18 protein-coding genes and 1 pseudogene are annotated in these 22,139 nt (G+C 67.4%); 13 read left to right on the top strand and 6 right to left on the bottom strand.

The features are described 5' to 3' along the window. The first annotated feature begins 11 nt into the window (after positions 1-11). Complete coding sequence (locus A9974_RS22855; RefSeq protein WP_183006470.1) at positions 12-782, top strand: fumarylacetoacetate hydrolase family protein; 771 nt, start codon at positions 12-14, stop codon at positions 780-782. A 6-nt stretch (positions 783-788) separates the two neighbouring features. Here the strand turns inward: A9974_RS22855 and A9974_RS22850 are convergent, their stop codons facing one another. Then, complete coding sequence (locus A9974_RS22850) at positions 789-1,679, bottom strand: LysR family transcriptional regulator (RefSeq protein ID WP_183006469.1); 891 nt, start codon at positions 1,677-1,679, stop codon at positions 789-791. Positions 1,680-1,816: 137 nt separating this feature from the next. Between A9974_RS22850 and A9974_RS22845 the strand changes: the two genes are divergently transcribed. From A9974_RS22845 to A9974_RS22830, 4 genes are all read left to right on the top strand, one after another. After that, positions 1,817-3,520, top strand: coding sequence for an acyl-CoA dehydrogenase family protein (locus A9974_RS22845; protein WP_183006468.1), 1,704 nt, complete (start codon positions 1,817-1,819; stop codon positions 3,518-3,520). A gap of 135 nt (positions 3,521-3,655) precedes the next feature. Next, entirely contained in the window at positions 3,656-4,633 is a 978-nt protein-coding gene (locus tag A9974_RS22840) for a tripartite tricarboxylate transporter substrate binding protein (RefSeq protein WP_183006467.1), read from the top strand. 13 nt (positions 4,634-4,646) lie between these two features. Beyond that, complete coding sequence (locus tag A9974_RS22835; RefSeq protein ID WP_183006466.1) at positions 4,647-5,765, top strand: CaiB/BaiF CoA-transferase family protein; 1,119 nt, start codon at positions 4,647-4,649, stop codon at positions 5,763-5,765. Positions 5,766-6,078: 313 nt separating this feature from the next. Continuing rightward, a complete protein-coding gene (locus tag A9974_RS22830; RefSeq protein WP_183006465.1) occupies positions 6,079-7,497 on the top strand; it encodes an APC family permease in 1,419 nt (472 codons plus the stop codon). Between the two features lie 55 nt (positions 7,498-7,552). Here the strand turns inward: A9974_RS22830 and ggt are convergent, their stop codons facing one another. Further along, positions 7,553-9,307, bottom strand: a complete 1,755-nt coding sequence (ggt, locus tag A9974_RS22825; RefSeq protein ID WP_183006464.1) for a gamma-glutamyltransferase — start codon at positions 9,305-9,307, stop codon at positions 7,553-7,555. A gap of 116 nt (positions 9,308-9,423) precedes the next feature. On the opposite strand from ggt, the gene A9974_RS22820 reads away from it, so the two are divergent. Beyond that, positions 9,424-10,314, top strand: a complete 891-nt coding sequence (locus A9974_RS22820) for a LysR family transcriptional regulator (RefSeq protein ID WP_183006463.1) — start codon at positions 9,424-9,426, stop codon at positions 10,312-10,314. Positions 10,315-10,460: 146 nt separating this feature from the next. Here the strand turns inward: A9974_RS22820 and A9974_RS22815 are convergent, their stop codons facing one another. Further along, positions 10,461-11,453 carry a tripartite tricarboxylate transporter substrate binding protein BugE gene (locus tag A9974_RS22815; protein ID WP_183006462.1) on the bottom strand — a complete coding sequence of 331 codons (993 nt, stop codon included), beginning with the start codon at positions 11,451-11,453 and terminating at the stop codon, positions 10,461-10,463. Between the two features lie 163 nt (positions 11,454-11,616). On the opposite strand from A9974_RS22815, the gene A9974_RS22810 reads away from it, so the two are divergent. Further along, positions 11,617-12,597: an AEC family transporter gene (locus tag A9974_RS22810; protein WP_183006461.1), complete on the top strand. Its 981-nt coding sequence runs from the start codon at positions 11,617-11,619 to the stop codon at positions 12,595-12,597. A 152-nt stretch (positions 12,598-12,749) separates the two neighbouring features. On the opposite strand, the gene fumC is transcribed toward A9974_RS22810, so the two are convergent. Beyond that, positions 12,750-14,141 (bottom strand): class II fumarate hydratase, encoded by a 1,392-nt coding sequence (fumC, locus tag A9974_RS22805; RefSeq protein WP_183006460.1) that lies wholly within the window; start codon positions 14,139-14,141, stop codon positions 12,750-12,752. Between the two features lie 170 nt (positions 14,142-14,311). Between fumC and tsaE the strand changes: the two genes are divergently transcribed. Further along, positions 14,312-14,851: a tRNA (adenosine(37)-N6)-threonylcarbamoyltransferase complex ATPase subunit type 1 TsaE gene (tsaE, locus tag A9974_RS22800; protein ID WP_183006459.1), complete on the top strand. Its 540-nt coding sequence runs from the start codon at positions 14,312-14,314 to the stop codon at positions 14,849-14,851. Then, positions 14,779-16,158: an N-acetylmuramoyl-L-alanine amidase gene (locus A9974_RS22795; protein ID WP_183006458.1), complete on the top strand. Its 1,380-nt coding sequence runs from the start codon at positions 14,779-14,781 to the stop codon at positions 16,156-16,158. The genes tsaE and A9974_RS22795 overlap by 73 nt, the downstream gene beginning before the upstream one ends. 161 nt (positions 16,159-16,319) lie before the next feature. Here the strand turns inward: A9974_RS22795 and A9974_RS22790 are convergent, their stop codons facing one another. Beyond that, the gene (locus A9974_RS22790) at positions 16,320-16,958 is read right to left on the bottom strand and encodes a VTT domain-containing protein (protein WP_183006457.1); all 639 of its coding nucleotides are present in this window, start codon (positions 16,956-16,958) and stop codon (positions 16,320-16,322) included. A 110-nt stretch (positions 16,959-17,068) separates the two neighbouring features. Here A9974_RS22790 and mutL point away from each other — a divergent pair, with 110 nt between their 5' ends. The 4 genes and pseudogenes from mutL to A9974_RS29335 all read left to right on the top strand — a co-directional run. Then, positions 17,069-19,033: a DNA mismatch repair endonuclease MutL gene (gene mutL, locus A9974_RS22785; RefSeq protein WP_183006456.1), complete on the top strand. Its 1,965-nt coding sequence runs from the start codon at positions 17,069-17,071 to the stop codon at positions 19,031-19,033. Positions 19,034-19,036: 3 nt separating this feature from the next. Continuing rightward, complete coding sequence (gene miaA, locus A9974_RS22780) at positions 19,037-20,008, top strand: tRNA (adenosine(37)-N6)-dimethylallyltransferase MiaA (protein ID WP_220806090.1); 972 nt, start codon at positions 19,037-19,039, stop codon at positions 20,006-20,008. A 120-nt stretch (positions 20,009-20,128) separates the two neighbouring features. Then, on the top strand, positions 20,129-20,779 hold the full coding sequence (locus A9974_RS22775; protein ID WP_183006454.1) for an imm11 family protein: 651 nt from the start codon (positions 20,129-20,131) through the stop codon (positions 20,777-20,779). Positions 20,780-20,834: 55 nt separating this feature from the next. Beyond that, positions 20,835-20,957, top strand: a pseudogene (locus tag A9974_RS29335) (IS3 family transposase); the annotation flags it as partial. 65 nt (positions 20,958-21,022) lie between these two features. Here the strand turns inward: A9974_RS29335 and purM are convergent. Next, positions 21,023-22,072 (bottom strand): phosphoribosylformylglycinamidine cyclo-ligase, encoded by a 1,050-nt coding sequence (gene purM / locus A9974_RS22765; protein WP_183006453.1) that lies wholly within the window; start codon positions 22,070-22,072, stop codon positions 21,023-21,025. Between the last annotated feature and the right edge of the window lie 67 nt (positions 22,073-22,139).

Here is a 22,139-nt window from a genome sequence, read left to right as displayed (position 1 = left end):
AGGAACCCACCATGAAATGGATACGTTGCACGCAAGGCGGCAAGACGTTCTACGGCATCCTGGAAGACGAACGCATCACGCCCGTGCAGGGCGACCCGTTCCATGGCTATGAAAAGCGCGCGGAAAGCCTGCTTCTGGCCGACGTGCAAATCGAGGTGCCGGTGCTGCCGCCGACGTTCTATTGCGTCGGCCTGAACTACATCAAGCATGTCGGCACCGAGGGCAAGCAGATTCCGACGCAGCCCGATGTCGGCTACCGCGCCAATAATGCGTTGCTCGCGCATGGCCAGGACGTGCGCATGCCGGCCGATGCCACCAAGGTGCACTACGAGGGCGAGCTGGTGGTCGTGATCGGCAAGCAGGTCAAGAACGTGAGCCCCGCCGAGGCCCGCGCCTGCATCCTGGGCTACACCATCGGCAACGACGTCAGCGAGCGCAACTGGCAGGCGTCCGACCGCACGTTCTGGCGGTCCAAGAACTGCGATACCTTCAAGCCGATGGGCCCCTGGATCGAGACGCGCGCCGACTTGGACCGCATGGAAACGGTGGTGCGTGTGAACGGCCAGGAAACCACCCGCTTCGGCACGAACGACATGCTGTTCGGGGTGGACGCGTTCATCAGCGCGATGAGCCGGTATCTGACCCTGTACCCCGGCGACATCCTGTGGATGGGCACTGACGGCCATTCGCCCGACCTGCGCGACGGCGACGTGGTCGACGTGTCGCTGACCGGCCTGGGCACGCTGACGAACCGCTTCGTCAGGCAGCCCCCCGCCGCATAAGCGCGATCAGCCGGCCGGGAACTGGCGCTCGACCAGCGCCAGCGCCTTGTCCTGCAGCGGCGAACGCGCTGCCGCCGGCCAGATCACCTGGCTGACCGACCGCGCCTGGTGTTCGAAGGCAATGAAGCGCGTGCCCGCCAGGCCGCTGCGCGACAGGCAGGCGGGCACGATCGACACGCCCAGCCCCTGCGACACCAGCGAGGCCACGCTGAGCCAGTGACGCACCTCGTGGCGGATCACCGGCATGAAACCGGCCCCCACGCACAGCGACAACACGGTTTCGTAATAGCTGGGCGAGGCCGCGCGGGCGAAGAACACGAAATCGTCCGCGGCCAATTCCGCCAGCCGCAGCGAGCGGCGCCGGGCCAGCGCGTGACTGTCGGGCAGGCACACCACGAAGGGCTCGGCCAGCAGGTCACGCGCGGCCACCCCGGCCGGCACCGGATTGGCGTGAATGAAGCCCAGGTCCTGCTCGCCGCGGCGCACGGCCTCGATCTGGTCGTGCGAATTCTGCTCGGTCAGCACGTGCTCCACGTCGGGCAGCTCGGCCCGCATGCAGGCCAGCAGCGCCGGCAGGCCGCGATAGAGCATCGACCCCACGAAGCCGATGCGCAGCCGTCCGCGCAGCCCGGCATCGACCCGCTGCACCAGGGTCCGGACCTCTTCTGCCTGGCGCAGCAGGGTCAGCGCCTCGCGATACAGCACGTGGCCGGCGTCGGTCAGTTCCACGTGCCGGCTGGTGCGCGCCAAGAGGCGCGCGCCGACATTGTCTTCGAGCTGGCGGATGGCGTAGCTGAGCGGCGGCTGTGAAATGTGCAGCCGCGCGGCCGCGCGGCTGAAATGACGTTCTTCGGCCACGGCGATGAAGTAGCGCAACAGGCGCGGGTCCAGATCCATCGGTCTCCTCCCAGGGCGCGGCGCCGCCCGAGATTCATATTTTTTTTGGATTGTTCTACACCAAAACGGTATTTGTATAGATTAATCCATCGTCGCACCATGCCGGGCATCCCCTCATTTTTCCGCAGGATGCCGCCATGGATACCCCCGTCCGACCCGTCGCCGCCCCCCCCGCCACGCCCGTGCCGGACGCGCGCGGCCTGAACCTGTTCCGCGCCGATCCCTACGCCGCGCCGCTGGCCCAGCGCTACCTGCCCGCCGCCCTGCACGCGCACCTGCTGCCGCACCTGGACCGGCTGGGCGAACTGGCTGGAGGCCGGATGGACGAACTGGCGGCGACCGCGGACAAGCATCCGCCCACGCTGTCGGTGCGCAGCCGCGCGGGCGCCGACGAATCGCGGGTGGACAAGCATCCCGCCTACGTCGAACTGGAACGGCTGGCCTACAGCGAATTCGGCCTGGCGGCGCTGTCGCATCGGGGCGGCGTGCTGGGCTGGCCCGAACCCATGCCCGCCGCCGCCAAGTACGCGCTCAGCCACCTGTTCGTGCAGGCCGAATTCGGTCTGTGCTGCCCGGTCAGCATGACCGATTCGCTGGCGCGCACGCTGCGCAAGTTCGGCGACCCGGCGCTGGTCGAGCGCGTGCTGCCGCAGGTCACCAGCCAGGACTTCGACACGCTACGCCAGGGCGCCATGTTCATGACCGAACAGGGCGCCGGGTCCGACGTCAGCGCCACGGAAGTCACCGCCGAGCGCCAGGACGACGGCACCTGGCGCGTGCACGGCGACAAGTGGTTCTGCTCCAACCCCGACGCGGGCTTTGCGATGGTGCTGGCGCGCAGCGAGCCCGAGCCGGGCCTGAAGGGCGTCTCGCTGTTCCTGTTGCCGCGCGACCTGGAAGACGGCTCGCACAACCGCTACCGCATCTTGCGCCTGAAGGACAAGCTGGGCACCCGCTCGATGGCCAGCGGCGAGATCCGGCTGGAGGGCGCCACGGCCTGGCTGGTGGGCGAACGCGGCAAGGGCTTCAAGCACATGGCCGACATGATCAACAACTCGCGCCTGTCCAACGGCATGCGCGCCGCGGGCCTGATGCGCCGCGCGGTAACCGAGGCGATCTACGTGTCGCAGCACCGCCGCGCCTTCGGCAAACGCCTGATCGACATGCCCCTGATGCAGCGCCAGCTGGTCAAGATGACGGTATGGGCCGAACAGGCGCGCAGCGTCATGTTCCAGACCGCGCGCGCGCTGGCCGATGCCGACCAGGGCCGCGGCGACCCGGCGCTGGCCCGCATCCTGACGCCGCTGATCAAGTTCCGCGCCTGCCGCGACGCCCGCAAGGTCACCGGCGACGCCATGGAAGTGCGCGGCGGCTGCGGCTATATCGAAGAATGGACCGAACCGCGCCTGGTGCGCGACGCACACCTGGGATCGATCTGGGAAGGCACCAGCAACATCGTGGCGCTGGACGTGCTGCGCGCCATCAAGAAGGAAGGCTCGCTGCCCGCGCTGCGCCGCCATGTCGAGCAGTTGCTGGCCGACGGCGTGCCCTGCCCGCCCGCGCTGGCCGACCAGCAAGCCCGCGCGCTGGAACAGACCTATGCGCTGGCTGAACATGCGGCGCAGGGCGATCATGCCGAACTGGCCCGCCAGGCCGCCGCGCTGCTGTACCACGCCGTGTCCCTGGCGGCGCTGCGCTGGGAAGCCGCGGGCGACGGCCTGGCCAGCCGCGCGCTGCTGGCCGACCAGGTGCTGCTGCATCGCCTGGCGCCGCGCGATCCCTTTGCCATCGCCGCCGACGAAAGCGCCGCCTGCCGCGGCATTCTGCAGCACGCGCTATAGGCTGGCGCACCGCGCGGCCCACGCCGCACGCCAGGAGCGCGCGATTTTCCTTGCGTTGCGGGCGGCTCGGCCCACGCGCACGACTGACCCACGACGCCGGCGGCACAGCCGGCGCGCCCCCCCCTGGAGACAACCATGAAACACCTGTTCACCCCCTTGCTGCTGGCGCTTGCCGCCATCGCCGCCACGGCCCCCGCCGTGGCCGCCGACGCCTACCCGTCGCGCCCCGTCACCCTGGTGGTGCCGTTCCCGCCCGGCGGCCCTACCGACGCCCTGGCGCGCCGCCTGGCCGAAAAACTGAAGACCCCGCTGGGCCAGACCGTGATCGTCGAGAACCGCGCTGGCGCCGGCGGCAACATCGGCTCGGAATACGTGGCCGCGGCCAAGCCGGACGGCTACACCATCCTCTTCGGCACCTCGGGGCCGCTGGCCATCAACGTCAGCCTGTACAAGAACCAGGGCTACAACCCCGAGACCAGCTTCGCGCCCATCATCCGCATCGGCCACCTGCCCAACATCCTGGTGGTGAACCCGTCGGTACCGGCGAACAACGCGCAGGAACTGATCGCCTACGCCAGGAAGAATCCGGACAAGCTCAGCTACGCCTCGTCCGGCAACGGCGCGTCCTCGCACCTGGCAGGCATCCTGTTCAACCAGATGGCCGACACCCGCATCATGCACATCCCCTACAAGGGCACGGGCCCGGCGCTGAACGACCTGCTGGGCGGACAGGTGTCGATGTCGTTCACCGACATCCTGACCGCGCTGCCGTACATCAAAGCCGGCAAGCTGCGCGCCATCGGCCTGGCCAGCGCACAGCGTTCCGACGCCCTGCCCGACCTGCCCACCCTGTCCGAACAGGGGCTGAAGGGCTACGACGTCAGCGTGTTCTTCGGCATCGTCGCCCCCAAGGCCACCCCCGCCGACGTGACCGCCAAGCTGAACCAGGCATTCCAGGCCGCGCTGTCCGACCCCGCGGTCGAGCAGACCCTGCGCAACCAGGGCATCGTGCGGGCCGAGGACCAGACGCCGCAAGGTCTGTCCACCTTCATCGCCGCCGAAGTGCCCAAGTGGCGCACGCTCATCCAGAGCGCCCATGTTTCCATTGACTGACCCCAGAGGCCCCATGGCTCCACAGTTTCCCGATGCCGGCGCTCTGGCCGGCTGCAAAGTGATCGACCTGTCGCGCGTGCTGGGTGGACCGTACTGCACCCAGATCCTGGCCGACCACGGCGCCGACGTGCTCAAGATCGAACCGCCCGGCGGCGACGAAACCCGCGGCTGGGGCCCGCCGTTCCTGGGCGACACGGCCTCCTACTTCGTCGGCGTCAACCGCAACAAGCGCGGCATGACGCTGGACCTGTCGCAGCCCGCCGGCCAGGAATTGCTGCGCCACCTGCTGGCCGACGCCGACGTGCTGGTCGAGAACTTCAAGCCGGGTACGCTGGAAAAGTGGGGCCTGGGCTACGACACGCTGAGCCAGCAGTTTCCCCGGCTGGTGCATTGCCGCGTCAGCGGCTTTGGCGCCGACGGCCCGCTGGGCGGCCTGCCCGGCTATGACGCCTGCGCGCAAGCCATGTGCGGCCTGATGAGCGTGAACGGCGACGCCGACGGCGAGGCCACCCGCGTGGGGCTGCCGGTGGTGGACATGGTGACGGGCCTGAACGCGGCCGTGGCGATCCTGCTGGCCCTGAACGAGCGCGTGCGCAGCAATCTGGGGCAATTCCTGGACATCACCTTGTACGACTGCGCGTTGTCGTTGCTGCATCCGCACGCGCCCAACTACTTCTACAGCGGCAAGACGCCGGGCCGCAGCGGCAACGCGCATCCGAACATCGCGCCCTACGAAACCCTGCCCACCGCCAGCGGCCCGATTTTCCTGGCGGTCGGCAACAACCGCCAGTTCGCGCAGCTGGCGCAGGTGCTGGGCGCGCCGGGGCTGGCCGGCGATCCGCGCTACGCCGCCAACGCCGACCGCCTGACCCATCGCCAGGCCCTGCGCGACGACCTGTCGGCGCTGCTCGTCAGCCACGACGCGGCGGCGCTGGCCGACCGCCTGTTGCGCGCCGGCGTGCCGGCTGCGGCGGTGCAGACCGTGGACCAGGCCCTGGCACATCCTCACACCAGACATCGCGGCATGGTGCTGGAACAGGGTGAATATCGCGGCGTGGGATCGCCGATCAAGCTGTCGCGTACGCCGGCCAGGTTGCGGCGCCTGCCGCCGGATCTGGCGCCGCAGACTTGATCCGTCTGGCGCCGTAGTCACACGTTGCAACCTGGATTGCCGTCCGGCTGCCACCCCCCCTTCATCCGCCCACCGCTGCGTGGGCGGTTTCATGCCGGCGCTCCCGCGTTCACTCGCCCCGTCCCACGCCGTCGGCCGTTCTCGCAGCGTCTCTTGCATGTTTTTCATGCTTAGACAATTCGTTGCATCACTGTTGCATTGGCCACCCCATGGCCGATTTAGACTTTTTCCGTCACTCGGGCCTGCTGCAACGGCAGGCCCTGACGTTGCCCTGGCGCGACTCCCCCATCAAAAGAGAACAAGGAGAAAGACTATGGCCACGAATGATTCCACGGCGCAGGCAGCCGCTGGCGAGGCGCAACAGAACGCCCCGCTCAAGCGGGTCATGGGACCCAAATTGCTGTTGCTGTTCATCGTCGGCGACATCCTGGGCACGGGCGTGTATGCGCTGACCGGGCAAGTGGCCAAGGAAGTCGGCGGCGCGGCCTGGCTGCCGTTCCTGGTGGCCTTCGGCGTGGCTCTGCTGACCGCCCTGTCGTATCTGGAACTGGTCACCAAGTATCCGAAAGCCGCGGGCGCGGCGCTCTACGTGCACAAGGCCTTCGGTGTGCACTTCCTGACCTTCATCGTCTGCTTCACCGTGATGTGCTCGGGCCTGACGTCGGCCGCGACCGCCTCGCAGGCATTCGCGGCGAACATGTTCGCCGCCTTCGGCATGCAGGCCGATAAGACCTGGATCACCATCGGCGCGCTGGGCTTCATGGCACTGGTAATGCTGGTCAACCTGCGCGGCGCATCAGAGAGCGTGCGCGCCAACGTCGTGCTGACGCTGATCGAGCTGTCGGGCCTGCTGATGGTGATCCTGCTGGGCTTTTACGCCATGTCGCAGGGCCAGGCCGACTTCTCGCGCGTCATCGCCTTCGACACGCCCGAAGACAAGGGCGTGTTCCTGGCGGTGACCTCGGCCACGGCGCTGGCGTTCTTCGCCATGGTCGGCTTCGAGGACTCGGTCAACATGGCCGAGGAAACCCACAACCCCAGCCGCATCTTTCCGAAGGTGATGCTGACCGGGCTGGGGCTGACGGCGGTGATCTACGTGCTGGTGTCGATCTGTGCCGTGGCGCTGGTGCCGGTGGGCGAACTGGCCAGCAGCACCACGCCGCTGGTGCTGGTGGTCAAACGCGCCGCGCCCGGGTTGCCGGTGGAATACATCATGCCGGTGATCTCGATGTTCGCCGTGGCCAACTCGGCGTTGATCAACATGATGATGGCCAGCCGCCTGCTGTACGGCATGTCGCGCCAAGGCGTGCTGCCGTCGTTCCTGGCGCATGTGCATCGCCGCAATCAGACGCCGTGGACCGCGATTCTGTTCACCACCGCGCTGGCCTTCGGCCTGATCATCCTGGTGGCGCTGGGCGACTCGGAGGCCATCCGCGCGCTGGGCGGCACCACCGCCCTGCTGTTGCTGGGCGTGTTCGCCTTCGTCAACGTGGCCGTGCTGGTGCTGCGCCGCCATCCGGTCAAGCACGAGCATTTCCGCATCAACCGCGTCGTGCCCTGGCTGGGCGCGGCCGCCTGCCTGTTCCTGGTCACGCCGCTGACCGGGCGCGACGTGATCCAGTACCAGGTCGCCGGCTGGTTGCTGCTGCTGGGTGTGGTGATGTGGGGCGTGACCTACCTGGCGCGCAGCAAGGAAGACAAGATGCGGCTGGATCCGGCGGCGCTGGATTAGCCGCACCGCACCGGCCGTGCGCCATGGCGTGCGGCCGCATCGCGCCAGGCCTGCGCTAGCCGCCCTTGGCCAAGCCTTCGCGGCGCGGGTCCACGCCTCCCTGCAGGCCATCCGGCCCGATCACGATGCCGTGGATACCGCTGGGAAAATCCGTGATCTTCACCGGATGCCCCATGCGCTCCAGCGCGGGCGCCAGCGCCTGCAGCGGCGTGCCCTTTTCCAGTTCGGTTTCCTTGTTGCGGCTGCCCATGTTGGGCAGCGCGGCCGCGGCCTGGATGTCCAGGCCCCAGTCCAGCACCGCCACCACGGTCTTGGCCACGTAGTTGATGATGGCGCTGCCGCCCGGTGAACCCACCAGCAGGTAGGGCTTGCCGTCGCGCAGCACGATCAGCGGCGACATCGCGCTGCGCGGACGCTTGCCCGGCTCGACCCGGTTGGCCACCAACCGGCCTTCGGGGTCCTTGAATGACGACGAGAAATCGGTCATCTCGTTGTTCAGCAAAAAGCCGCGCACGAAGATCTTGCTGCCGAATTCGTTCTCGATGGTGGTAGTCATGGACAGCGCATTGCCGTCCGCGTCGGCGGCCACCAGGTGACTGGTCGACGGCTGCTCCAGCGCGTTATCGCGGCCCAGCGACAGGAGCTTGTCCTCCGGGTCGCCAGGCAGCGCGACCTTCATGCTGCGGTCGGGCTGGATCAGCGCGCCGCGCGCCTGCAGATAGGCGGGGTTCAGCATGGCGCGCACCGGCACCCGGACGAAGTCGGGGTCGGCCACGTAGAAGTCGCGATCGGCAAAGGCCAGCCGGCCCGCCTCGGCGAAGTAATGCACGGCCTCGACGCTGCCGGGCGCGAAGCGCGACATCGGATACTGCTCCAGCTCGCCCAGCATCTGCAGCACCGCGATCGGGCCGCTGCTGGGCGGCCCCATGCCGCACAGCTGATAGCCGCGATAGCCGCCGCAGACCGGCTCGCGCTCGCGCGCCTGATAGCCTGCCAGGTCGGCCAGCGCCAGATCGCCCGGCTTGGAATGGGCGTGCACCGCGGCCACGATGTCGCGCGCGATATCGCCCTGGTAGAAGGCGTCCGCCCCGCCCTGCGCCACGGCCCGCAGCGTGGCCGCGAAAGCGGGATTCTTCAGCACGTGGCCCACCGGCCAGGCCGAGCCGTCGGGCGCGTAGAAGTAGGCCGCGGCTGCCGGCTGGCGCGGCAGCTCCTGGTTGCCCGCCAGCAGCTTGTGCAGGCGCGGCGACACGGCAAAGCCCTGGTCGGCCAGGCGGATGGCCGGCTGAAACAGATCGGCCCAAGGCAGCTTGCCCTGGCGCCGATGCGCCATCTCCAGCCCGCGCAGCAGCCCGGGCACACCCACGGCCATGCCGTTGTTGACCGACTGCGCGAACGGCAAGGGCTTGCCGTCCGCATCCAGGAAGCGATCGGGGCGCGCGGCGGCCGGCGCGGTTTCGCGGCTGTCGTAGGTGACGATGCGGCCTTTCTTGGCCGAATACACCACCATGAAGGCGCCCCCGCCGATGCCCGAGGACTGCGGCTCGACGAGGTTCAGCACCAGTTGCGCGGCGATGGCGGCGTCCACCACGCTGCCGCCGCGGCGCAGCATCTCGTCGCCGGCCTGGGTGGCCAGCGGGTTGGCCGCGACCATCATGAAATGCGGCGCGCGCACCAGCTCGCGCGCTTGCGTGCCGGTGGCCGCTTCGGGATTGAGGTCGTCGGTGGCGGCCGGCGAACGCGCCCAGGCGGACGGCATCGCGGCCAGCGCGGCAGCGAGCAGGACGGCGGCGCAGGGACTCATGCGCATGACAGACTCCGAAGGTGACGCCGGCAAGCCGGCATGAGCTTGCATGATAGACAAATCGGCCGCGGACCAGCCGCCCCGCGCCGTAGAATGCGGCTTTGCGCCGACATTCCCGCCCCATGCGCCTGCGCCACATCGAGATCTTCGAAGCGATCCGCCGTACCGGCTCCCTCACGCAAGCCGCGGCGGCGCTGCACATCACCCAGCCCGCCGCCAGCAAGCTGCTGGCCAGCGCCGAGGCGCAACTGGGCTTCAGGCTGTTCGATCGCGTGAAGGGCCGTCTGGTCGCCACACGCGAGGCGGACATCCTGACGCCCGAAGTCGCCCGCCTGAACCAGGATCTGGACAGCGTGCGCCGGCTGGCCGCCAGTCTGCGCGACCGGCCCCACGCGCACCTGCGGCTGGGCTGCGCGCCGGCATTGGGCTTGGGCTTGCTGCCCGGCGTGGTGCGCGACAGCCGCCAGGCCCAGCCGGGCCTGACCTTCGACATTCACACCCATCACAGCGCCGAGCTGACGCGCGGCATGCTGACGCGGGAGCTGGATCTGGCGGTGACCTTCGACACCCGCGACACGCCCGGCCTGGCCCGCATCGAACTGGGCCATACCGAGCTGGTCCACTTGAGCCGCCAGCCCGGCCACGGCCCGCTGGCGCTGGCCGACATCGCCGGCGACGCCTTGATCCTGCTGGATGCCAGCGACGCGTCCGGCGCGCTGCTGCAGATGGCCCTGGACGCCCAGGGCCTGGATCCGCGCGCCGCCGTGCGGGTGCAGACCCACTACGTGGCCTGCGCGCTGGCCCAGGCGGGCGCGGGCGACGCCATCGTCGACGCGGTCACGGCCCAGGCCATGCCGGGCGCGGGCATGCACCTGCGGCGGCTGAACCCTGCGCTGCGGGTGCCGATCGGCGTGCTGACGCGCGAGCAGGATCCCTTGTCGGCGCTGCATCGCGACCTGATCGACCGGTTGCGCGCCGCGTGCGAAGCGAGCCAGGCCGCGCTGGACGGATAAAGGCACGGCCGCGCGCCATGAACTCGCCGCGGCCCGCCGCCTGATCGTCCTGCCCCCGCACACGAGCGTCAGGCAAAAAGAAGAGCGCCCGAAGGCGCTCTTGTCTGGCGTGTCCAGGCGCGGGCCAGGCCCGCGCCTGCAACCGATCAATCCAGCTTGATGTTCTGCTTTTTCACGACGTCCTTCGCCCAGTCGTACTGCTCTTTGATTTCCTTGGCGAATTCTTCCGGCGTGTTGCCCGACGGGGCCGAGCCCTGGTCGTCCAGCGCCTTGATGACCTTGGGGTCCTTCAGGGCCACGACAGCCGCGTCACGCAGCTTGTTCACGACTTCCATCGGGGTGCCCTTGGGCGCCAGCAGGCCATACCAGACCGGCTGGTTCAGCACCGGGAAACCGGCTTCCTTGAAGTTCGGCACGCCCTTGAGCGCAGCGATGTCTTCCGGCCACGCGATAGCCATGGCGCGCAGCTTGCCCGCCTGGATTTGCGGCATGGAGGACGGCAGGTTATCGAACAGGATTTCGATCTGGCCGCCGACGGCATCGGCCACGGCCGGGCCCGACCCCTTGTACGGCACGTGCACGATGTCGGTGCCCGTGGCCATCTTGAACGATTCGCCCATCAAGTGCAGCACGCCGCAAGTGCCCGAGCTGCCGTACGAGTACTTGCCGGGGTTCTTCTTGAGCTCTTCGACGAAGCCCTTGAAGTCCTTGGCGGGGAACTTCGGATTCACGGCCACGACGTTGGCGGTGTTGGCGAAGTTGGTGACGGCCTGGAAGTCCTTGATCGGGTCGTACGGCAGGTCGTTGGGACGGCAGGCCGGATTCACGGCCATGGTCGACACGGTGGCGATCGACAAGGTGTAGCCATCCTTGTCGGCGCGAGCGGCTTCGGCCGCGCCGATGGCGCCGCCTGCGCCGCCCTTGTTTTCAACGACCATCGGCTGGCCCAATTCCTGGCTCATGCGCTGCGTCACGAGGCGCGCGATGATATCGGTGGAGCCGCCGGGCGCGAACGGGACGATGACGCGAATCGGTTTGCTGGGGTACTTGTCGGCGGCATGGGCGACGGAAGCGCCGAGCGTGCCTGCGGCACCGGTTGCCACTGCGATGGCCAAAGCCAGGGAGCGAACTTTATTCATGGGTGTGTTTCCTCCAAGTGTGCGAGCCCGTCTGTGAACGGACCGTTTTGTGGTGCACCCGTCTGTGGACGGGTCAGCCGTTAACGGTGGGGCGCATTGCTTTGTGTGCAGGGCAGAAAGCCGTGCTGTTTATGAGTTGCTTGTGGCACACGCGCCCGCCAGAATGACGGAGAATAGCAGCAAATGCTTACAGTCGCATAGCGCGCCGATCCTCGGCCAAGACCTCGAAAAAAACACCTCGCATATGTCGGTCGCACTGCTGGTTTTCCCTGATTTCATGCTGGTTGCGCTGGGTTGGACGCTGCGCCACAAACTGAATTTCTCGCGCGAGTTTTTCGCCGGCACCGAGCGGCTGGTGTACTTCGTGCTCTTCCCCGCGCTGCTGTTCCAATCGATCCTACGCACGCCGATCAGCGCGGGCAACGCCGCAATACTGTTGCAGGCGACAGCGGCGATGATCGCGTCGGGCGTGGCGCTGTCCTGGCTGGCCGGGCTGGTGCTCAAGCCGTCTTCGCTGGGGCTGGCGTCATCGGCGCAATGTGGCTTTCGCTTCAACACATATATCGGGCTGGCGCTGTCGGCCAGTCTGGGCGGCACGCAGGGCCAGACAGTGATGGCGCTGATCATCGGATTCGCAGTGCCGATGGCGAACGTGGCGGCGGTGTACGGCCTGGCGCGGCACAACGGCGGCAACTTGCTACGCGAGCTGGCGCGCAATCCGCTGGTGGTGTCGACGCTGGCGGGGCTGGCCTGCAATCTGGCGGGGCTGCATCTGCCGGGGCCGGTGGATACGGTGCTAGCGCGGCTGGGCGCGGCGGCGATCGCGTTGGGGATTCTTTGCGTGGGGGCCAGCCTGGCCTGGGAGGGTGGCAAGGGGTACGGGGGCTTGATTGCCTGGATGCTGGTGGTGAAGCTGGTGGGGTTGCCGCTGGTGGCTTTGGGGGTGGCTGGGTTGCTGGGGCTGCCTGCGCTGGAAGCGCGGATGCTGTTGTTGTTTGGGGCGTTGCCTACGGCTTCGGCGGCTTATGTGCTGGCGATGCGGATGGGAGGGGACGGGCGGATGGTTGCCGTCCTGATTTCCCTTGGGACGTTGATTTCTGCCTTGACGATTCCGTTGTGGATGATGCTTGCGGGGGGTGGGTGATGTCGGTTCGGCTGGGGTTGGTGCGCTGCTGGGCCTGGGCTTGCGTGAGAGGTTTGCGGGGCCCGCAAAAAAACCGGCTGCGCGAGCAGCCGGTTTTTGCATACGCGGTGTCTTGCGTCGCAGCGGTGATCGCTGCGCGCTGACAGAGAGCCTTACTTGCCGGCGTTCGTCATGCTGGCGGGGACGACCCAGTCGGCGAATTGGGCTTCGGTGACGTAGCCCAAGGCCAGGGCGGACTCTTTGAGGGAGAGACCTTCCTTGTGGGCTTTCTTGGCGATTTGGGCCGCCTTGTCGTAGCCGATGTGGGGGTTCAGGGCGGTGACGAGCATCAGCGAGCGGTCGACGAGTTCGGCGATGCGTTCGCGGTTGGGTTCGATGCCGGCGGCGCAGTGCTGGTCGAAGCTGGCCATGCCGTCGGTCAACAGGCGCACCGACTGCAGGAAGTTGTGGATGACCAGGGGTTTGTAGACGTTCAATTCGAAGTTGCCGCTGGCGCCGCCGATGTTGATGGCGACGTCGTTGCCCAGGACTTGGGCAGCCAGCATGGTGATGGCTTCGCACTGGGTCGGGTTGACCTTGCCGGGCATGATCGAACTGCCGGGTTCGTTTTCGGGGATGCTGATTTCACCCAGGCCGGAACGCGGGCCGCTGGAGAGCCAGCGGACGTCGTTGGCGATCTTCATCAGGCCGGCGGCGAGCGACTTGAGGGCGCCGTGGGCGAACAGCAGGGCTTCGTGCGAGGCCAGGGCCTGGAATTTGTTGGGCGCCGAGACGAAGGCGGTTTCGGTGGCATGGGCCAGTTCGGCCGAGACCTTGGCGGAAAATTGCGGGTGGGCATTCAGGCCGGTGCCGACGGCGGTGCCGCCGATGGCCAGTTGGTGCAGGCCGGGCAAGGTGGCGCGGATCTGCTGTTCGGCCAGGTCCAGCTGGGCGACGTAGCCGGACAGTTCCTGGCCCAGGGTCAGGGGCGTGGCGTCCTGCAGGTGGGTGCGGCCGATCTTGACGATGTCGTAGAACTCGGCGCTCTTGGCGGCGAAGGTGGCGCGCAGGGTCTTCAGGGCCGGCAGCAGGTGGTGTTCGACCTGGACGGCGGCGGCCACGTGCATGGCGGTGGGGAAAGTGTCGTTGGACGACTGGCCGCGGTTGACGTGGTCGTTGGGGTGGACCTTGCGTTCTTCGCCGCGCACGCCGCCCAGGAGTTCCGAGGCGCGGTTGGCCAGCACCTCGTTCATGTTCATGTTGCTTTGGGTGCCCGAGCCGGTCTGCCACACGGACAGCGGGAATTCGTTGGGCCACTTGCCCGCGATGACTTCATCGGCGGCGCGGATGATGCCGTCGGCGATCTTGGGATCGAGCTCGCCCAGGTCGGCGTTGACCTTGGCGGCCGCACGCTTCAAGCGCGCCATCGCGTTGACCAGGGGCTCGGGCATTTTCTCGGTGGAGATCGCGAAAAAATGCAGCGAGCGCTGCGTCTGCGCGCCCCAGAGGTGGTCCTCGGGCACTTCGATGGGGCCAAAGGTGTCTTTTTCGATGCGGGTCTTCATGGCGCTTACAGCTCCGTAGCAGCGTCCGTCGCGGTCGGCGGAGGAGCCGCCAGGCACGACTTATTTGAGAATAGCAATCAGTTATAGATTAGCAGAAACCCGAATTCCTATAATTGCGTCAATCCGCGTTTCCCTCCCAACCTTTTACCACTCGCCAACCGCCCTGCGCCATGTCCGCTCCCCTAAGCAGCCTGACCCTGCACCTGCCCGACGAAGCCGCCACCGACGCCCTGGCGCAGCAACTGGCGCCGCTTGTTTCTGGCAAGCAAACCGGGCTGGCAGGCGCATGTATCCATCTTCAAGGGGACCTGGGGGCAGGAAAGACGGCCTTCACCAGGGCATTGTTGCGTGAATGCGGCATCACAGGCCGAATCAAGAGTCCGAGCTACGCGCTGCTTGAATCCTATAAAGTTTCTAACTTATACTTCTATCATCTTGATTTTTATAGATTTAGTGATTCGCGCGAATGGTTGGACGCAGGATTCCGGGATTTACTGCGTGAAGATGCGGTCGTTTTGATCGAATGGCCGGAGCGGGCCGAGGGTCTTTTGCCCCCGCCCGACCTGCAGATTTCCCTGGCTTACGCCGGCCAGGGACGCGACGCCACCCTGACCGCGTACACCGCTCGAGGACAAACATGGTTGAACGCGATTGTCCCCCCGCCCGACACGGCGCCCTCCCCGCAGCAGGCGCCACCCGACGCCGCCTGATCAGCGTCGCCGCCACCCTGCTCGTCTTGCCGGTCATCCCGCGGCTGGCCCAGGCGGCAACGATCCTGGCCGTGCGCACCTGGCCGGCCGACGAATACACCCGGGTCACCCTGGAACTCGACAGCGAGCTCAAGGCCGAACAGTTCACCCTGGAAAACCCCCATCGCCTGGTGGTCGATATCGAGGGACTGACCCTTAGCGCCGCGCTGAACGACCTGGTCTCCAAGGTCCGTCCCGACGACCCGTACATCCAAAGCCTGCGCGTCGCGCAGAACCGCCCGAACGTGGTGCGGCTGGTGTTCGACCTGAAACAAGCCGTGGCGCCGCAGGTGTTCACGCTGAAACCGGTGGCGGACTACCAGTACCGGCTGGTGCTGGACCTGTATCCCAAGGTCGCCCAGGATCCGCTGGTGGCCATCCTGAACAAGAACGGCCCCGACGCGGACGATCCGCTGGCCCGCATCCTGGAAGACATCCAGCGCAATCCCGCCACCCGCGCCGACCCGCCCGAACCGCCGCGCGTGCGCGGCCAGCAGCCGGCCCCGCCGTTGGCGGTGCCCAAGGCGCCGCCGGCCACCGCGGGCCGCGGCAAGCAGCGCATGCTGACCATCGCACTCGATCCGGGCCACGGCGGCGAAGATCCGGGCGCCATCGGCAGCAGCGGCCTGCGCGAGAAAGACGTGGTGCTGCGCATCGCCCGGCGCCTGAAACAACTGATCGACAGCCAGCCCTACATGCGCGCCTACCTGACGCGCGACGACGATTTCTTCGTGCCGCTGCATGTGCGCGTGCAGAAAGCGCGGCGGGTGCATGCCGACCTGTTCGTGTCGATCCACGCCGATGCCTGGGTCAAGCCCTCGGCCAACGGCTCGTCGGTGTTCGCGCTGTCGCAGCGCGGCGCCACCAGCGCCCAGGCGCGCTGGATGGCCGACAAGGAAAACGCGGCCGACCTGATCGGCGGCGTCAACCTGGGCAGCCACGACCGCCAGGTGGCCAAGGTGCTGCTGGACCTGTCCACCACCGCGCAGATCAACGATTCGCTCAAGGTCGGCAACGCCTTCCTGGACGAGATCAAAAAGATCAATCGGTTGCACAAGAACAGCGTAGAACAAGCCGGCTTCGCCGTGCTGAAGGCGCCGGACATTCCGTCGGTGCTGGTCGAGACCGCCTTCATCAGCAATCCCCAGGAAGAGGCGCTGCTCAAGACCCAGGCGCACCAGGAAAAGCTGGCGCAGGCCATGATGACCGGCATCCAGCGCTACTTCACCGCCAACCCGCCGCTGGCGCGGCTGGGCGATGTGAGCTGAGGCCACGCGCCGGCAGATCGCAGACCCGGTCCCCAAGAAAAAAGCCATGCGCCCCAGCGCATGGCTTTTTCATTTCCCGTCGCGCTCGGCGCGGCGCATCGCAAGGGCAAAGCCGCGACGATGGGTGGCGCCTGCAAAACGCCTTTTCGTGTCGACCGCCCCTAGCCCCCCCGGCGCGAGCGAAGCAGCTTGAACAGCGCCGCCCCCACCACCGGCACGATCGCCGCGGCCAGGCCCAGCAGCACGATGGTATTCAGGTGCTCGCGCACCAGCGGGATGTTGCCAAAGAAGTAACCCGCGGCCACCAGGCCGATGACCCACAGCAGCGCGCCCGTGATGTTGAACAGCTGGAAGCGCGCCACGGGCATGTCGGCCACGCCGGCCACGAACGGCGCGAAAGTGCGCACGACGGGAATGAAGCGCGACATCACGATGGTCTTGCCGCCGTGCTTTTCGTAGAACGCATGCGTACGCATCAGGGCGCCGCGATCCAGGAAGCGCAGGTTCATCGAAAACACGCGCGGCCCGATGTAGCGGCCGATGGCGTAGTTCAGGGTATTGCCGGTGACGGCGGCCACGATCAGCAGCACCGCCAGCAGGATGGGATCCAGGTTGCCGGTGGCGCCGAACGCGCCCGCGATGAACAACAGCGAATCGCCCGGCAGAAACGGCAGCACCACCAGCCCCGTTTCCGCGAACACGATCAAAAACAGCACCAAATAGACCCATACGCCGTATTGCTGGACCCAGACGCCAAGCGTCTGGTCGATGTGGAGCACCATTTGGAAAAAATCAAGCATCGATACGGCCCTGAAAGCAGATGGGGAATCAGCCAACGAATATAGCCCACCGGATCAGCAGGCAGGATCAAGAGGCTAAAATCATCCATCTAGCTACACCGAGGCACCCCATGACAGAACGCCGCTCCATTCTTGCGCTTCCCGACCTGCTGATCAGCCAGATCGCCGCCGGCGAAGTGATCGAGAGACCCGCATCGGTGCTCAAGGAAATTCTTGAGAACGCCATCGACGCGGGCGGGCGTGCAATCGAAGTGCGCCTCGAAGGCGGCGGCATCCGCCGCATCGCCGTCACCGACGACGGCGGCGGGATTCCGCCCGAAGAACTGCCGCTGGCGCTGGCGCGCCACGCCACCAGCAAGATCCGCAATCTGAACGAACTGGAATCGGTCGCGTCGATGGGGTTCCGCGGCGAAGCCCTGGCCTCGATCGCGTCGGTGGCCCAGGTGTCCATCATTTCGCGCACGCGCGACGGCGAGCACGCCTGGCAGATCGACGCCGGCAGCATGCAGGTGGGGCCGGCCTCGGGCCCGCCGGGCACCACCGTGGACGTGCGCCAGTTGTTCGATGCCGTGCCGGCGCGCCGCAAGTTCCTGCGCTCCGAGGCCACGGAATTCGGCCATTGCGTCGACGCCATGGAGCGCATTGCGCTGGCCCATCCGCAGATCGCCTTCCGCCTGTTCCACCACGACCGCGCGCAGCGCCAGTGGCTGCCCGCCGAACCGCCGCAGCGCATCCGCGACGTGCTGGGCGCTGAATTCGCCGAGCACGGCCTGCTGCTGTCGCACGCCGTGGGCACCGTGAGCCTGGCGGGCATGATCACCCGCCCCACCGCGGCCCGCGCCCGCGCCGACCGCCAGTACCTGTACGTCAATGGCCGCTACGTGCGCGACCGCACGGTCAGCCACGCCCTGCGCGCCGCCTACGCGGACGTGCTGCACGGCGACCGCCAGCCCGCCTACGTGCTCTTCCTGGACATCGACCCCGCCGCCGTGGACGTGAACGTGCACCCGGCCAAGCACGAGGTGCGCTTTCGCGACAGCGGTGCCGTGCACCGGTTCGTGACGCACGCGGTCAGCCAGACGCTGGCGCAGATGGGCGGCTCGTCGGCCGTGGCGCCGGTCGCCGCCGAGCGCGATGATGAATTCGAAACCGTGGCGCCCGCCGTATCGGGCCAGGCCGTGGCGCCGGGCGCCGCGGTTGCCAGCGGCGCCTCGCCCGCCCCGCTGTCCGGCGAGTCCTCGCCCCGTCCCGGCTATGTCGGCGCGGGCCAGGGCAACGCCACCCCGTATGGCCTGCGGCCCTCGCCCCCGGCGGCGCGTCCGCACACGCAGGTGCCGTTCCGCCTGCACGCCGAACCCGCGGGGATCCCGGCCGCGGATTGGCAGTCGCTGTACCGCCCCCTGAACGACGACACCACCGCCCGCACCGAGCCGCTGCGCGACGCGGCCACGGCGGCGCCCGCCCCCGCGTCCACCCTGCCCGCCGGCGAGGAACACCCGCTGGGCATGGCCCTGGGCCAGCTGCACGGCATCTACATCCTGGCGCAGAACCGCCGCGGCATGGTGCTGGTGGACATGCACGCCGCCCACGAGCGGGTGGTCTACGAACAACTCAAGCAGGCGCTGGACGCGCGCAGCCTGCCACGCCAGGACCTGCTGGTGCCGGTGGTATTCCACGCCCAGGAAAAGGACGTGGCCGTGGTCGAGGAATTCGAAGAACAGCTGGAAGACCTGGGCTTTCAGATGCGGCCCTCGGGCCCCACCTCGATCGCGGTGCGCTCGGTGCCCGCCATCCTGGCGCGCGGCGACATCGAAACGCTGGCCCGCGCCGTGCTGCGCGACCTGGCCGGCGTGGGCGTGTCGCGTCTATTGACCGAGCAGCGCAATGAACTGCTGTCCACCATGGCCTGCCATGGTTCGGTGCGCGCCAACCGCAAGCTGACCCTGGAGGAAATGAACGGCCTGCTGCGCCAGATGGAAGCCACCGAGCGCGCCGACCAGTGCAACCACGGCCGCCCGACCTGGGTGCAGTGGTCAGTGTCGGACCTGGACAAGCTGTTCCTGCGCGGGCAATAGATCTTGCCCGTGCCGTCCTCCTCCCCGCTCGTCATCTGCCTGGCCGGCCCCACCGCGGCCGGCAAGAGCGCATCCACCCTGGCGCTTGCCGAACGCTGGCCACTGGAGATCGTCAACGTCGATTCGGCCACGATCTACCGTGGCATGGACATCGGCACCGCCAAGCCGTCGCGGGCCGAACAGGCCCTGGTGCCGCAGCACCTGCTCGACATCCTGGACCCGGCGCAATCGTATTCGGCCGCCGAATTCCGAACCGACGCGCGCCGCCTGATCGGCGAGATCCGCGCGCGCGGCCGCATTCCGCTGCTGGCCGGCGGCACCATGATGTACTACAAGGCGCTGCGCGACGGCCTGGACGACCTGCCGCAGGCCGACCCCGCGCTGCGCGCCGAACTCGAAGCCCGCGCCGCCCGCATGGGCTGGCCGGCGCTACATGCCGAGCTGGCCGTGCTGGACCCGGTCACCGCGGCCCGCCTGGCGCCCAACGACAGCCAGCGGATCCAGCGCGCGCTCGAAATCTGCCAGCTGGCCGGCCAACCCATGTCCGCCCTGCTCAGCCGCGGCCAGCGCCCGCCCGACGACGACGCCGACCGCTATCTGACCATCAGCCTGGAACCCTCGGACCGCGCCGCGCTGCATGCGCGCATCGCGCAGCGCTTTGACGCGATGTTGGCCAACGGTCTGCTGGACGAGGTGCGCGGCCTGCATGCCCGTCCCGACCTGCATCCGGGGCTGCCGTCGGTGCGCTGCGTCGGCTATCGCCAGATGTGGGCCCACCTGGACGGCGAGATCAGCCTGGACGAAGCGCGCGAACAAGGCATTGCCGCCACCCGCCAGCTGGCCAAGCGGCAGATCACCTGGCTGCGGGCCCAGCCCGACCGCGTGATCGTCGATTGCCTGGCGGCCGACGCGGTGGCGCAGACCATCGATGCGGTGGCCGTGGCGCTGGCGACCGCCCCCCAAGGCGGCGGCTGAACGGCCGTGGGACGGTAGGTCAGCGCTTTGGAGGACCGTGTTTCAGGTCGGCGGCCGGGTTGACTGAAAGCGACTCAAGACCTTTACCTGCAGCACGTACAAAGACGATCTTGGAAACCTATGAACGAGCAGACCGCCATTCCCGTTTCAGTTGCGACCGAGTCCGACAAGGGCAGGTTCTTTCTCATTGATCCCAGCCTCAGAGGGAATGGTCAGGTTTCGGGGCTGGAGTTTGCGAACGAAGACGCACTGATCCATCCTGGCATGAATATTGTCGAGCGACCGACTGGCGAACCCGATCAATACCCCGAGCGGCCACATCTGGCGCACGTGCCGGAGAAAGGGGGGCTGCCGCGCGACTTTGAAGTGCTGGCAGGCATCTGGGTTGTCTCCGAGGCACTCAGGCAGGTATTCCTGCGTGTAGACCCCGAAGCATTCGCATTCGTCCCATGCGACTTCACCCTTGCCGACGGCTCCCCCGGTCCGCAGTACTACCTCTGCAATGTGCTGCGCACGCGGCATGCACTGGACGAAGCCCGATCGCGGATGAAGATCAAGCTCGATCACGACCACCAGACTGGCCAGGACGTAAAGCGGTACAGCGTGGTGGGAGGAGCGAGTCTGATCTTCAAAGCAGACGCCGTGGCAAATGCCCACATCTTTCGCCAAGAGCGTTTGGGGGCCTCTCCTATCTGCGACCGGATGATGTCTGATGCCCTGGTTGTGGCGCAGTTGGACGGTGTCCGGCTGCGTGACGTAGCGGAGCTCTAAACGAACACCCCTGTCCAGCAGCCAGCCAAAGCCAGCAGGACCAGACCGCGTCGAGAGCGTCGATCAATCGCAGACAGGCATCCGCCAGTACATCCATTACACCAATCACGATCGCATCAAGCTCAAGCTAAAAGGCCTGAGCCCGGTGCAATACCGAGCTCAGGCCTTCGGGCTTTAGCTTCTGACCGTCCAACTTCTGGGGATCAGTTCACCTGGGCGGGTTTTTCATGCGAGCGCGCCGGCTCAGACCACCACGGTCTGGGGCATGCCGTCGGTCTGCTCGACGATTTCACCCAGCTTGCTGACGGTTTCGCCCTGCTCGCGCAGCGTGGCGGCGATGGCGTCGGCCTGGGCCGGATCCACCACCAGCACCATGCCGATGCCGCAGTTGAACACGCGGTACATCTCGGTGTCTTCGACGCCGCCCTGGGCTTGCAGCCACTGGAACAGCTTGGGCATTTCCCAGCTGTCGCGCTGCAGCTTGGCCGACAGGCCGGGCTGCAGGATGCGCGGCACGTTGTCCAGCAGGCCGCCGCCGGTGATGTGGGCCAGGCCCTTGATGGCGGTGCCGTGCTTGGCCAGCGCGGCCAGCACTTGCTTGACGTAGATGCGGGTCGGGGCCATGACCACGTCGACCAGCTTCTGGCCGTGGAAGTCGTCGTCGGGCTTGGCGCCGGCGCGTTCCAGGATCTTGCGCAGCAGCGAGTAGCCGTTGGAGTGCGCGCCGCTGGACGCCAGGCCCAGCACCACGTCGCCCGTCTTGATGGACTTGCCGTCGATGATGGACGACTTTTCGACCGCGCCCACCGCGAACCCGGCCAGGTCGTATTCGCCGTCGGGATACATGCCCGGCATTTCAGCGGTTTCGCCGCCGATCAGGGCGCAGCCCGACAGTTCGCAGCCCTTGGCGATGCCGCCCACCACCGACGCCGCCGTGTCCACCGAAAGCTTGCCGCAACCGAAATAGTCCAGGAAGAACAGGGGCTCGGCGCCCTGGACCAGGATGTCGTTGACGCTCATCGCCACCAGGTCGATGCCGACGGTGTCGTGGCGGTTCCAGTCGAACGCCAGGCGCAGCTTGGTGCCCACGCCGTCGGTGCCCGACACCAGGACGGGCTCTTTGTAGTGCTTGGGCACTTCGAACAGGCCGCCAAAGCCGCCGATACCGGCCAGCACCCCGGGACGCATGGTGCGTGCCGCGAGCGGTTTGATACGGTCGACCAGGGCGTCGCCCGCATCGATGTCGACACCGGCATCGCGGTAGGTCAAGGGAGCTTTGGGTTGATTCGTCATGAGAAATGCCGTGGGGTATGTAACAATTGCTGGGAATTTGGGTGGAACGCCCTGCATTTTACGATGT

This window comes from Achromobacter sp. UMC71 (assembly GCF_014170305.1).
Taxonomy (GTDB): domain Bacteria; phylum Pseudomonadota; class Gammaproteobacteria; order Burkholderiales; family Burkholderiaceae_B; genus Achromobacter.
The sequence above is the reverse complement of the archived record's forward strand: the minus strand, read 5'-3'. Positions and strand labels throughout refer to the sequence as shown.